Source organism: Bradyrhizobium sp. LA6.8, from assembly GCF_040547935.1.
GTDB classification, from domain to species: Bacteria; Pseudomonadota; Alphaproteobacteria; order Rhizobiales; family Xanthobacteraceae; genus Bradyrhizobium; species Bradyrhizobium barranii.
In genome coordinates this window covers 934,226-947,293 of the sequence record NZ_JBEPQQ010000002.1, presented here as the reverse complement: position 1 = coordinate 947,293, position 13,068 = coordinate 934,226, and the positions used below count along the sequence as shown (strand labels likewise).

Genomic DNA, 13,068 nt, shown 5'->3' with positions numbered 1-13,068 from the left:
TTCAAGGACGCAACGCGGCTATGAACATGATCGTCACCCCCGCTTCGCCCGCCACTCCGAACGGCACCACGCGTCCGCAGGTCCGCATCGTCATCGTCGGCCATGTCGACCACGGCAAGTCGACGCTGGTCGGCCGCCTGCTGCACGAGACCGGCAGCCTGCCCGACGGCAAGCTCGAGATGCTGAAAGCCGTCAGCGCGCGGCGCGGCATGCCGTTCGAATGGTCGTTCCTGCTCGACGCGCTCCAGACCGAGCGCGACCAGGGCATCACCATCGACACCACGCAGATCCGCTTCCGCACCAATTCGCGCGACATCGTGCTGATCGACGCGCCCGGCCATGCCGAATTCCTGCGCAACATGATCACCGGCGCCTCGCAGGCCGACGGCGCCGTGCTGATCATCGACGCGCTCGAAGGCGTGCGTGACCAGACCCGTCGGCACGGCTATCTCCTGCACCTGCTCGGCGTGAAGCAGGTCGCGATCGTCGTCAACAAGATGGACCGCGTCGATTTCTCCGCGGATCGCTTCAAGGAAATCAGCGACGAGATCTCGGCGCATTTGCAGGGCCTCGGCGTGACGCCGACGGCGGTGATCCCGATCTCGGCCCGCGACGGCGACGGCGTCGCGGAGCGCACCGACCGCATCGGCTGGTACAAGGGTCCGACCGTGGTCGAGGCGCTGGACCAGCTCGAGCCGGCGCGTCCGCTGGAAGCCCTCGCCCTGCGCTTGCCGGTGCAGGCGATCTACAAGTTCGACGACCGCCGCATCGTGGCGGGCCGCATCGAATCCGGCAGCCTCATTGCCGGCGACGAGATCGTGATCATGCCGGCCGGCAAGATCGCGAAGATCAAGACCGTCGAAAGCTGGCCGGTAACGCCGGTCGCAGGACGGCAGGGCGCGGGCCGCTCGGTCGGCATCACGCTCGACCGCGAATTGTTCATCGAGCGCGGCGACATCGTCGCGCATGTCGGCTCCGCGCCGCGCGAGACGCGCCGTCTGCGCGCGCGCATCTTCTGGCTGCACGACAAGCCGCTCGCCAAGGGCGACCAGCTCCTGGTCCGCTGCGGCCCGAAGGAAAGCCGCGCCACCGTCGTCGCCATCGAGAAGGCGGTCGATCCCGGCGAGCTGTCGAGCGTCGAGAACAAGGCGATCGGCCGCAACCATGTCGGCGAGATCGACATTTCCCTTTCGAGCCCGATTGCCGCCGATCCCTACACCGAGAATCCGCGCACCGGCCGTCTCGTGATCGAAGTCTCGGGGCGCATCGCCGGCGGTGGTCTCGTGCTGTCGGTCGATGCCGGCCAGCGCGCCGTGCCGGTCGACATCGTGCCGGTGGAATCGGCGCTGCGGCCCGACGAACGCTCCGCGCGCTACCGCCACAACGGCGCCGTGGTCTGGCTCACCGGCCTGCCGGCGTCCGGCAAGTCGACGCTGGCGAAGGCGCTGGAACGTCGGCTGTTCACCAATGGCGGCTCGCCGATCCTGCTCGACGGCGACACGCTGCGCGCCGGGCTCAACAACGATCTCGGCTTCTCCGCCGCCGACCGCAGCGAGAACATCCGCCGCCTCGCCGAGGTCGCGACCCATCTCGCCCGCAACGGCCACATCGCGATCGTCGCCGCCGTCTCGCCGGCCCGCGAGGACCGCGCGACCGCGCGCCGCATCGCCGACACCGCGTTCCGCGAGATCCATGTCGCGACGCCGGCAGAGGTCTGCGAGGATCGCGATCCCAAGGGCCATTACAAGAAGGCCCGCGCCGGCGCGCTCGCGTCGTTCACCGGCATCGGCAACGACTACGAGCGACCCGAGGCTGCCGAGCTCGTGATCGACACGTCGGCCCGCACGGTTGCGGATGCCGCGGACGAGATCGAACGGATGCTGAAGACCACCGGCGTGCTGTTCGACGAACTCGTGGACCTCGCCGCGAATATTTGAGGCCGTCCTATTTTCCCCGGCTGTCGTCGCCCGGCTTGACCGGGCGACCCAGTATTCCAGAGACAGCGTTGGGTCACGGAGAAGCCGCGGCGTACTGGATTCCCCGCCTTCGCGGGGAATGACACCGGTGCGTCGGGCTGCCCACATCGCCTTGACATTTTGACAACTTTTGGAGGCCTTCTCACGGCCCCGATTTTGGGGCTAATAGGCCCTGAAAGCTGCCCCTTATGGGCGCATTTTGCTGCTGTCGGGTCAAAAGCAGCCAAAAAACAGCCATTTCCAACAAGAAAGCCCATCATGAAACGCGTCGACGCCCACGGATTGAAGATCGCTCCCGTCCTGTTTGACTTCATCGCCAAGGAAGCGGCCCCGAAAACGGGGATCGCGCCGGATGCGTTCTGGGCCGGGGTCGCCGCCATCATCAAGGAGCTGGGGCCGAAGAACCGCGCGCTGCTGGCCGTGCGCGACACGCTGCAGGCCAAGATCGACGACTGGCACCGCGCCAACAAGGGCAAGGCGTTCGACCTCGACGCCTATACCGCCTTCCTGAAGGAGATCGGCTATCTCGTCCCCGAGCCGGCGACACAGAAGGTCGAGACCGCCAATGTGGACGAAGAGATCGGCAAGATCTGCGGCCCGCAGCTCGTCGTGCCTCTCACCAATGCGCGCTACGCGCTGAACGCGGCGAATGCGCGCTGGGGCTCGCTCTACGACGCCTTCTACGGCACCGACGCGATTCCGCACGATCCTTCCGAGAGCGGCAAGGGTTACAACAAGGCGCGCGGTGACAAGGTGATCGCCAAGGCCAAGGCGTTCCTCGATGCTGCGGCGCCGCTCGCAACCGGCAGCCACACCGACGTCACCGCCTATAGCGTCGTCGCGGGCCAACTCGCGGTGAAGCTGAAGAGCGGCAATGCCACGGCGCTGAAGAACGCCGCGCAGTTCGCCGGCTTCCAGGGCGATGCGGCAGCGCCGTCCGCCGTGCTCCTCGCCAACAACGGCCTGCACGTCGAGGTCAAGATCGACCGCAGCAGCACGATCGGCAAGGACGACCCGGCCGGCGTCGCCGACATGATCATGGAATCCGCCGTGTCGACCATCCTCGACATGGAGGACTCGGTCGCCGCGGTCGACGCCGAGGACAAGGTGCTGGTCTATCGCAACACGCTTGGCTTGATGAACGGCACGCTCTCGGCCGATTTCGAGAAGGGCGGCAAGACGCTGACCCGTTCGCTCAACAGTGACCGCAGCTACAAGACGCCGGACGGCAAGGGCGAAGTGAAGCTGCATGGCCGCAGCCTGCTGCTGATGCGCAATTGCGGTCACCACATGCTCACCGACGCGGTGCTGGACGAGGCCGGCGAGGAAGTTCCGGAAGGCCTGCTCGACGCCGCCGTCTCCGGGCTTCTTGCCATTCACGACATCAAGGGCAACTCCAAGGTCAAGAACAGCCGCACCGGATCTGCCTATATCGTCAAGCCGAAGATGCACGGCCCGGACGAGGTGTCGCTGACCTGCGAGATCTTTGACCGCGTCGAGAAGATGCTGTCGCTGCCCGAGAACACGCTCAAGGTCGGCATCATGGACGAGGAGCGGCGTACCACCGTCAACCTCAAGGCCTGCATCCAGCGCGCCTCCAAGCGCATCATGTTCATCAACACCGGCTTCCTCGACCGTACCGGCGACGAGATCCACACCTCGATGGAAGCGGGCCCGATGATCCGCAAGAACGAGATGAAGGCGCAGGCCTGGATCAAGGCCTATGAGGACTGGAACGTCGACATGGGCCTGATCGACGGCCTGCCCGGCCATGCCCAGATCGGCAAGGGCATGTGGGCCGCGCCCGACAAGATGGCGGACATGCTGCAACAGAAGCTCGCGCATCCGCAGGCCGGCGCCACCACCGCCTGGGTGCCCTCGCCGACCGCAGCGACGCTGCACGCCCTGCACTATCACCAAGTCAACGTCACCGCGCGCCAGCAGGAGCTCACCAAGGGCGGTCCGCGCGCGAAGCTCTCCGACATCCTCACCATCCCGGTGTCGAAGTCGAACTGGGCGCCCGACGACGTCAAGCAGGAGATCGACAACAACTGCCAGGGCATCCTCGGCTATGTCGTGCGCTGGATCGACCAGGGCGTCGGCTGCTCCAAGGTGCCCGATATCCACGATGTCGGCCTGATGGAAGACCGCGCCACCTTGCGCATCTCCAGCCAGCATCTCGCCAACTGGCTGCACCAGGGTGTCATCACCGAGGCGCAGGTGATGGAATCGCTCAAGCGCATGGCCGTCGTCGTCGACAAGCAGAACGCGGGCGACGCGATCTACAAGCCGATGGCGCCCGCCTTCGACGGGGTCGCCTTCAAGGCCGCCTGCGACCTGATCTTCAAGGGGCGCGAGCAGCCGAACGGCTACACCGAGTACATCCTCACCGCCCGCCGCCGCGAGGCCAAGGCTGCGGGCTAAAGCCCGATCATTCAAACACCAAAGCCCCGGCTCGCGCCGGGGCTTTTTTGTTTTCGGACCGTAGCCCGGATGGAGCGAAGCGCAATCCGGGACCGGCGTTGCTTGGGGCAGGCCCCCCAGATTTCGCTGCGTTCCATCCGGGCTACGCGCCCAGCCCCGCTAGAACACCGTCAGATATTTCAGCAGCGACACCACGCCGATGATGATGACGACCACGCGCGCGATCTGCTTGGCGCGACCGTCCATGGGCAGCATGTTGATGAGATAGAGCACGAGAATGACGACGAGAAAGGTGACGAGTACGCCGACCAGCATCGCAAGGACCCCCCTTCAGGCAAATTGTCTGACGGTGTTCTAACGCCCATCTCCCGCGCAGGTTCCATCACGGCAACCCACTGCAACTTCTAGTAAATACGTACTTCTACGATCAGCCGGCCTGCCTAAAACTTTACCCTTTTCGTTTCAGATGCAGAAACCGTTTGGGTGATGCGCCGCAAACGGCATGCGATTGCCGATCTGCCTGCCCCTCCGTTTTTGATGTTGCCGGGGCGTCTCGACGAACTTTGCAATGGGAATTTAGGGGGGCTTCGATGCTGAATCGTCTGACCGTGTCCGCGCTGCTGAAGGCGGTGATCGCCATCACCTCGGTCTGTGTGGTGATTGCACTCTCGCTCACCGCCTACGCCTCCTGGGACCGCCTCAAGACCGCCAACCGCATCTCGCAGATCGCCGACGCCTCCGCCGATCTGTTCAAGGCGATGCACAATCTGCGCACCGACCGCTCGACCACGTCGCGGCTGCTGAACGCGACCGAGCCGATGGATTCCGAGATCGAGAGATATCTGCGCGCGCTGCGCGATGCGCAGATGCCGGCGATGGCCCGCGCGCTCGAGCTGCTGCCGAGCATCGACTTCCCGCAATCGGGCTCGCTTATTCCGGAACTCGCGCGCCTCAACAAACTGCTGATCGAAGAGCAGAAGCAGTTCTGGGAGGACGTGGCCAAGCCCAAGGATCAGCGCCGCGCGGGCCTGACCAAGGAATACATGGAGACGACGCAGGGGCTGCTCGACGTGCTCGACAAGCTCTCGGGCGTCCTCGCCGCCACCGTCAACCACCAGGATGCCGTGATCGACCAGCTGCTGTCGATCAAGCAGAGCGCCTGGCTGCTCCGCAACACCGCGGGCGAGGCCTCGCTGATCGTCTCGACCGGGCTTGCGGCCGGCAAGATCACGCCGGAGGGCCGCTACAACTATACCCAATTTGTCGGCGGTACGGCCGCGATGTGGAAAGCGCTGGAATTGTCGACCTCGGGCATGCAATTGCCGCCCGCGCTCGCATCCGCCATGACCACGGCCAAGACCGCTTATTTCGAGCCGCAATATCTCACCCTGCGCGACCGTCTCGCGGACACCCTGGTCAAGGGTGAGAAGGCCGAGCTGACGGCCAACCAGTGGAGCCCGCTCACGGTCGGCCGTATGGCCAGTGCGGTCGCGGTGGCCGAAGCCGCGCTCGACGCCGCCCGGACCTACACGCAGGAGCAGCGCAGTACCGCGCAGCGCGCGCTGATCGTGCAGCTTGCACTCCTGGCGCTTGCCATCGGCCTCGCCGTCGGCGCGGTCATGCTGGTCAGCCGCCGCGTCATCCATCCCCTCAACACCATCCGCGACGCCATGCTCAAGGTCGCCGGCGGCGACCTTGCCGTCGACAGCGGCTATCTCGACCGCCAGGACGAGATCGGCGCGCTTGCCGGCGCGTTGGAAACCTTCAAGCAGCAGGCGACCGAGAAGCTCAAGATCGAAGAGCATGAGCGCGAGCGCAATATCGGCGCGGCCGCGCGCCAGCGCGCCGTCGAGACTTATGTCGGCGAGTTCGAGGGCGCGGTGCGCAAGACGCTCGGCGAACTGAGCGAAGCGTCCGGCGAGATGCGCAAGACCTCGGGCGACCTGTCCGCGGTGTCGCGCCAGACCAACGACCGCGTCCAGGTCGCCGGCAAGGCCTCCAACGACGCCTCCATGAGCGTCGACAGCGTCGCCGCCGCCGCCGAGGAGCTCTCTGCCTCGATCAACGACATCAGCCAGCAGGCGGCGCACGCCGCAGGCATTGCCAGCCGCGCCGTCAACCAGGCCCGCGAGACCGACGGCACGGTGCAAGGGCTGGCGCAGTCCGCAGGACGCATCGGCGAGGTCGTCGGCCTGATCAACACCATCGCGGCGCAGACCAATCTGCTCGCGCTCAACGCGACGATCGAGGCCGCACGTGCGGGCGAAGCCGGGCGCGGTTTCGCGGTCGTCGCCTCCGAGGTGAAATCGCTGGCGAGCCAAACCGCAAAAGCCACCGAGGAAATCTCCGGGCAGATCGCCGACATCCAGAGGGTGGCGAGCGACGCCATCAACGCGATCCAGACCATCGGCGGCATCATCGGCGAAGTGAACGAGGTCGCCACCGCGATCGCCGCCGCCGTACAGGAGCAGGGCGCGGCGACCCAGGAGATCACCCGCAGCACGCAATTTGCGGCGCAGGGCACCAGGAACGTCTCCGACAACATCACCGGCGTGAAGGCCGACGCCGATGCTGCCGCCGGTGCGGCGGACAACGTCAAGCAGGCCTCGGAAACGCTGGAAACCCAGAGCCGCCAGCTCGGCCAGCAGGTCAGCGACTTCCTGGGGAAGATCCGCGCGGCTTAAAGCTGCTGCTGGTTAGGAAGAAAGCAGCCACTATAGATCAGGGTCGTCCCCGCGAAGGCGGGCCCCCTACTCCTTCGCGACCACCGGCACCTGGCGGAACCTGGCGCGCACCGATTCCGGCAGCGGCGAAAAATTCATCGCGACGCCGCGGCGGTCGTTGGCGTTACGGTTGGCGACCACCAGGCCATCGCTGCCCGCAACGATGTCACCCTTGCGCAAGGTCGGATCGTCCTCGACCTTGACCTGGGCAAGTCCGACCGGATCCTTGCCGTTGCACGTGCAGCCCGCGACGATCTCGTTGCGGAAGCGGAACGCGTTGGGCAGGTCGGAATAGGATTTTCCCTTGTCCGTCGTGGCGTCGTCGATATTGCTGCCATAGACCAGCGAGGTTTCGGACGTCGGGCAGAAGCTCTTGCAGGATTTCGCCTTGCTTTCGGCGTCGTTTCCTTGCGCCGGGAAGTAGCGGCCATCGCAACCGCGCACACAATAGGCGGTGCCGCCGCTATAAGAGGCCCGCTGGCGCGGCGTGTCGTAGCGCGGCATGTCATCGGTCGGGAACGGCATGCGGATCTCCGGCGCGGAGCGCGCGCGGAAGCCGCCGAACAGCGCCGAGAAGAAGTCTTCCGCATGCGCCGACGGCGTCAACGCGAGGCCGAGCGAGGCGACGGCGAAGCACGCCGCCGCGCCACCGGCCAGTTTGCCGATCGAACGTCTCTTCATATGACCTCGCTCAACTCTCAGTTCACTGCCGACGTCGTGATGTTCAGCGCCTGCCGTCCCGAAGGCAGCGTCGTCACCGGCGGACGCTTGCGTATGGGGTCGCCGCCCCTGTCGTATCCCTTGGCCATCAGCGGGGCGTTCTTCGGCAGCACCACCACCTTGGCGCCGACATTGACGCGGCTGAACAGGTCCGTGACGTCCTCGTTGGTCATGCGAATGCAACCGGAGGACACGAACTTGCCGATCGTGGTGGGATCGTTGGTGCCGTGGATGCGGTATTCGCTCGAGCCGAGATACATCGCGCGTGCACCGAGCGGATTGCCGGGACCGCCGGCGACGAAGCGCGGCAGATAAGGCTGACGCGCGATCATCTCGGCCGGCGGATGCCAGTCCGGCCACTCGGCCTTGCGGCTGACGCTCTGCACGCCGGCCCAGGTGAAACCTTGTCGGCCGACGCCGACGCCGTAACGGATCGCGCGGCCATTGCCGAGCACGTAATAGAGGTAAGTGTTGCCGGTATCGATGACGATGGTCCCGGCCGGCTCGTTCCTGTCGAAGCTGACGATCTGCTTGCGCAGCCGGTCGGGCAGCGCGGCATCCTCGTCGGCGGCCTGCGGCGCCGCGTTGACATAACCCCGCGAATAGCTCGGGTCCTGCGGATATCCCTGCGGCTGCATCGGTGCATAACCGAGCGTCTGGGCCTGTGCCGCGAAGGGCACGGTCAGCAATGCTGTCGCGAAGGCAATGGCGGTGGTGGCGCGCAGCGAGAAGCGGCGACGGACTGGAGAGAACCTTGTCATGTGCTGCCCCGTTGGATGTGCATCAGGGTGATGCGGCTTCCCAACAACGCAGCTGGACCGACTCAAGTTCCCCCGCTCGCTGCGGCGGCGACGTCACAGTCAAGCGAGCAAAACTTCACGAAACCGCGATGGAACCGGAACGTCCGCCCGGACGTTCTACTGCCAACAATGGGCGCGCGGAGGCTTCCGTGCGGGAGGAGATATTGTGCGCGTCCTTCCCACTGAACGTCTGATTTCCGGCAATAACGAGGGCGCCCCGCTTCCCGACAGTCATGTCGAGCTGCCGCCGGTGATCCGCCGCACCGAGTTTGTCGCCTTTGCGCTCGCCGGTCTGTTCCTGATTGCCGTGGTCGCCGTGCTCTACGTCGCCAGGGCATTCTTCCTCCCGGTCGTGATGGCGGTCGTCGCTGGCACCATGTTGTCGCCGGCCGCCAGCTTTCTCGAGCGGCGGCATGTGCCGCGCGCCCTCGGCGCCGTGCTGATCGTGATCGCGGTGACGACGGTGGTCGCCTTCGTCGTCGCGCTGATTGCTGTGCCTGCGATGGAGTGGAGCTCGCGCCTGCCGGAATTGGGCGCGCAGTTGAAGGAGAAGATGCACGTCTTCGACCGGCCGCTGGCGCTGTGGAAGGAATTGCAGACGATGGTGGGCGGCTCCGAGGGGCTGCCAAGCCTTCCGCTGCCGAAAGCCGAATGGGTGCAACCGACGCTGGAATTCCTGTCGCCGACCTTCGCCGAATTCCTGCTGTTCTTCGCCACGCTGATCCTGTTCATCGCGAGTTGGCGCGACCTGCGGCGGGCGCTGATCATGAATTTCGGCGATCGCGATGCGCGGCTGCGCACGCTGCGGATCCTCAACGAGATCGAGGTCCATCTCGGCAACTATCTTTTGACGGTGACGCTGATCAATGTCGGCGTGGGCATCGCAACCGGCATCATCTGCGCCGTCACCGGCATGCCCAATCCGGCCGGGCTCGGCGCGCTTGCGGCGGCGCTCAACTTCATCCCGATCATCGGACCGATCGCGATGTTCGTCATCCTGGTCGTGGTGGGGCTCGTCGCCTTCCCGACCATCGGCGGCGGACTGATGGCGGGGCTCGCCTTCGGCGGCATCACCTTCCTGGAAGGGCACTTCGTCACGCCGACCATCATCGGGCGCAGGCTTTCCCTGAACGCGCTTGCCGTCTTCATCGCGCTGGCCTTCTGGACCTGGCTGTGGGGACCGATGGGCGCATTCCTGTCGTCGCCGCTCCTGATCGTCGGGCTGATCCTCAAGGAGCACCTGCTGCCGGAGAATTCGCCGCAGCTGCCGCAGGCATGACCGGTTTCCCCGAACGGAACTTACCCGGGCACGAAACGTTTTCCGGCTATCTCAGCCGCCAACAGCTTTGGAGCTCCTGATGTCAACCAATGGCGAAACCGGGATGAGAGACTGGACCGACAAAGCCACCAGAGAACGCCTCGAGAAGGATGTAGCAGCCGTGAAAAGCGATATCGCCGCCCTCACCGATCAGATCACCGAAGCGCTCAACACCTTTGCCAACTCCACCAGCAAGCAGGCCCGCCGCGGCTATCGCCAGGCCCGCGAGAGCGTGGATTCCGCGGTCGACGACATGTCGGATCGCGGCAGCGCCATGATGGAAGCTGCGCAAGACGCCTACGGCTCGATCGAGGAAACGCTGGAAGACGCCATCACGCAGCGGCCGCTCGCGACCGTCGGACTCGCGCTCGGCATCGGCTTCCTGATCGGCGTCGCCTGGCGCCGCTAGCGCGGGCGCAGGACCTTGACGTTACGGCGGCGCTGTCGCGCCGTCGCTGCCGGCTTGCGGGGATCTGAGGAGCAAGGCCATGTTACAGCGCATCATCGACGGCATCAGCGCATCGACGGGCGCGACCGTCCGCCTGACATCGCTCGCCGCGGGCGCGGCACTCGCCCTCTTCATCACCACGGGCTTTCTCTGCGCGGCCGCCTTCATCTCGGTCCTTCAGACCTACGGACCGGTGCAGGCCTGCCTCGCCGGCGCCAGCATCTTCTTCCTGCTGACGCTTGCCGCGGCGGGGAGCTATTGGGGCTACAAGCGGGAGATGCGGAAGCGCGCCCGGATCGCCGCCGAGCGCGCCGCCAAGTCGGCCGCTTCGAGCATGCTCGCCGACCCCATGCTGCTCGCGACGGGCCTCCAGATCGTTCGCGCCATCGGAATCAAGCGGCTGCTGCCGATCCTGGCGATCGGCGGCGTCGCCCTCGGAATCATGGCGAGCCGTGCGGGCGCATCCGACGAAGCCTCGGCTGAACCGGCCGAATAACGGTCGAAGCGCTAAGATAATTTCGTCGTCGGCAGAACGGGCGAGCTTGCGGGAATTCCATCCGGCGATCATGCGCAATTTTGCGCCAGATTGGACAATTCCGGCCCCCCTCACGCAAACGCTACTCGGATAGGCGGGCGGTTGCCGCTAAAAGCAGCGGCCCTGATTCCAAAAGTCATTTTTCGCGATGAAACCGTCCGTCAAGGCGAACCTCGCCGCATTCCATCACGATGCCAGATTGTATTTGACGCTCGGCATTGCCAACTGGTCGGTGTTCGTCGACCACATCCCGAACAACGTCGTCAATCTCCTGACGCTGCGAAATTTCGGCTTCAGCGGCGCCGCGGACCTCTTCGTGTTCGTGGTGGGTTATGGCGTCGCCATCATTCACGGCAGGATGGCGCTGGAGCGCGGCTACGTCGTCGCGGCGACGCGCATCTTCCGCCGCGTCTGGCGGCTCTACGCTGCCTATGTCGTGCTCTTCGTGATCTATATCGACACCATCGCCTATGTCGCCTCGCAATCGATGGCGCCGGAGATCATCCACGAATACAACATCTCGGGCATTCTCGATCATCCGCTGCGCATCCTGGTCCGCGGCCTCGTGCTCCAGGAAGAGCCGCTGAACCTCGACCTCCTGCAACTGATGATCCCGCTGATGGCGTTCTTTCCGTTTGCGCTATGGGGTTTGTTGCGGCGGCCGAACCTGACGCTGGCGGCATCGGTCGCGCTATACGTTGCGGCGCGCTGGTTCGAATGGAATTTCCGGGTCTATCCGGACCAGGACTGGACCTTCAATCCGCTGTGCTGGCAGATGCTGATGGTCCTGGGCGGCTGGTTCGCCGTAACAGGCGCCTCCGGACGCGCGTTGCACGGCATGTCCTGGCTGCGGATCCTCGCGGGTGCCTATCTCATCTTCGCGATGGCGGTCACCTTGATGCGGCATTCGCCCGCGCTGGCCGTCTATTTGCCGGACTTCGTCGTCAACAGCATCGCGCCGACAGACAAGGAAAACCTCGCGCCCTATCGCGTGATCCATTTCCTCGCGCTCGCCTTCCTCGCGACCCATCTCATTCCGGCCGACCACCCCGGCCTGAAGTTGCGGCCGCTTCAGGCGGTGATCACATGCGGCGAGGAATGGCTCGCGGTGTTCTGCGTTGCCGTGTTCCTGTCCTTCGCCGGCCATCTCATCCTGATCACCGGACCGAACCTCGTGGTGATGCAGATCGCGGTAAGCCTCGTTGGCTTCGCGGCGATGACAGCAGTGGCCTATTACATCTCGTGGTCGAGGCGGCAGGACCTTCCGGCCGCCCTGCGGCAGCAGGCCTAGAGCTCCGTTCCGATCTAATCGGAACGGAGCTCCAGATTCCTGTCTTGACGCGTTTTCTTCACGCGAACCGGTATCCACTTCGCTCGAAAATGCTCTAGCCAAATAATCGTGCGATTCTGCTAGGCCGAGACCTGTGGCTGCGCTATGCGGGGAGCCTCTGCGTGAGGGGACCGGGCGTGGCGATGGCAAAGGGCGGGGGTGATGAGGCTGACAGCGCGCCCCGGCGCGGCCGGCCGCGATCGATCGAGACCACCAACGCCATTCTCGAAAGCGCCTACGCGCTGATGGCCGCCACCGGCCTTGCCGCCACCTCCATCGACGCCGTCGCACGCCACTCCAGCGTCTCCAAGATGACGATCTACAAATGGTGGCCGTCGCGGGAAGCGCTGCTGATCGACGCCTTCCTTCATCATGCCGCGCAGATGCTGCCGCTGCCGCCTGCGAGCTCCGGCAGCCCCGCGGCGCGCGCACGCCGCCATGCCGCGGCCTATGCCGAGGCGCTCCAGGGCGAGTTCGGCAAGGTGCAGCTCGCCGTCGTCTCCGAATGCATTTCCAAGACCGGCTCGGCGGAGCTGTTCTATGCCCGCTACCTGCAATTCCGCCGCGACGCACTGGTCGAGATGATCGCCGCGGGCCAGACGGATGGCAGCATCCTGGCGGAGGGAGCGCCCGAGGATCTCTACGACGCCATCTATGGCAGCCTGTTCTACCGCTACGTCTTCGGCATTGCACCGATCACGCCGGCCTACGCGCGCAATCTGGTCGACCTGGTGCTGCGGCCGAAGGGTTAGAGCATGATCCGGAAAAGTGTGAAGCGGTTTTCCGAAAAGATC

11 protein-coding genes are annotated in these 13,068 nt (G+C 65.3%); 8 read left to right on the top strand and 3 right to left on the bottom strand.

The window, feature by feature from the left end; translation table 11 throughout:
• The first annotated feature begins 20 nt into the window (after positions 1-20).
• Together cysC and ABIA90_RS11535 are read left to right on the top strand one after the other, a co-directional pair.
• On the top strand, positions 21-1,937 hold the full coding sequence (gene cysC / locus ABIA90_RS11540; protein ID WP_354119982.1) for an adenylyl-sulfate kinase: 1,917 nt from the start codon (positions 21-23) through the stop codon (positions 1,935-1,937).
• A gap of 297 nt (positions 1,938-2,234) precedes the next feature.
• Positions 2,235-4,400 carry a malate synthase G gene (locus ABIA90_RS11535; RefSeq protein ID WP_354119981.1) on the top strand — a complete coding sequence of 722 codons (2,166 nt, stop codon included), beginning with the start codon at positions 2,235-2,237 and terminating at the stop codon, positions 4,398-4,400.
• A gap of 159 nt (positions 4,401-4,559) precedes the next feature.
• On the opposite strand, the gene ABIA90_RS11530 is transcribed toward ABIA90_RS11535, so the two are convergent.
• Positions 4,560-4,715 (bottom strand): Thivi_2564 family membrane protein, encoded by a 156-nt coding sequence (locus tag ABIA90_RS11530; protein WP_011084288.1) that lies wholly within the window; start codon positions 4,713-4,715, stop codon positions 4,560-4,562.
• A 275-nt stretch (positions 4,716-4,990) separates the two neighbouring features.
• Here ABIA90_RS11530 and ABIA90_RS11525 point away from each other — a divergent pair, with 275 nt between their 5' ends.
• The gene (locus ABIA90_RS11525; protein ID WP_354119980.1) at positions 4,991-7,084 is read left to right on the top strand and encodes a methyl-accepting chemotaxis protein; all 2,094 of its coding nucleotides are present in this window, start codon (positions 4,991-4,993) and stop codon (positions 7,082-7,084) included.
• Positions 7,085-7,150: 66 nt separating this feature from the next.
• Here the strand turns inward: ABIA90_RS11525 and ABIA90_RS11520 are convergent, their stop codons facing one another.
• Together ABIA90_RS11520 and ABIA90_RS11515 are read right to left on the bottom strand one after the other, a co-directional pair.
• Positions 7,151-7,804: a DUF2865 domain-containing protein gene (locus ABIA90_RS11520; protein WP_354119979.1), complete on the bottom strand. Its 654-nt coding sequence runs from the start codon at positions 7,802-7,804 to the stop codon at positions 7,151-7,153.
• 17 nt (positions 7,805-7,821) lie between these two features.
• Positions 7,822-8,604, bottom strand: coding sequence for a L,D-transpeptidase (locus ABIA90_RS11515; protein ID WP_208073125.1), 783 nt, complete (start codon positions 8,602-8,604; stop codon positions 7,822-7,824).
• Between the two features lie 205 nt (positions 8,605-8,809).
• Here ABIA90_RS11515 and ABIA90_RS11510 point away from each other — a divergent pair, with 205 nt between their 5' ends.
• The 5 genes from ABIA90_RS11510 to ABIA90_RS11490 all read left to right on the top strand — a co-directional run bounded on the left by ABIA90_RS11510 (position 8,810) and on the right by ABIA90_RS11490 (position 13,026).
• Positions 8,810-9,922 carry an AI-2E family transporter gene (locus ABIA90_RS11510; RefSeq protein WP_166078874.1) on the top strand — a complete coding sequence of 371 codons (1,113 nt, stop codon included), beginning with the start codon at positions 8,810-8,812 and terminating at the stop codon, positions 9,920-9,922.
• Between the two features lie 76 nt (positions 9,923-9,998).
• Complete coding sequence (locus tag ABIA90_RS11505; protein ID WP_071917752.1) at positions 9,999-10,370, top strand: ElaB/YgaM/YqjD family protein; 372 nt, start codon at positions 9,999-10,001, stop codon at positions 10,368-10,370.
• A 79-nt stretch (positions 10,371-10,449) separates the two neighbouring features.
• Positions 10,450-10,905 carry a hypothetical protein gene (locus tag ABIA90_RS11500; RefSeq protein ID WP_166078872.1) on the top strand — a complete coding sequence of 152 codons (456 nt, stop codon included), beginning with the start codon at positions 10,450-10,452 and terminating at the stop codon, positions 10,903-10,905.
• Between the two features lie 187 nt (positions 10,906-11,092).
• Positions 11,093-12,235 (top strand): OpgC domain-containing protein, encoded by a 1,143-nt coding sequence (locus tag ABIA90_RS11495; RefSeq protein WP_085401871.1) that lies wholly within the window; start codon positions 11,093-11,095, stop codon positions 12,233-12,235.
• Between the two features lie 182 nt (positions 12,236-12,417).
• A complete protein-coding gene (locus ABIA90_RS11490; RefSeq protein WP_038959396.1) occupies positions 12,418-13,026 on the top strand; it encodes a TetR/AcrR family transcriptional regulator in 609 nt (202 codons plus the stop codon).
• The last annotated feature ends 42 nt before the right edge of the window (positions 13,027-13,068 follow it).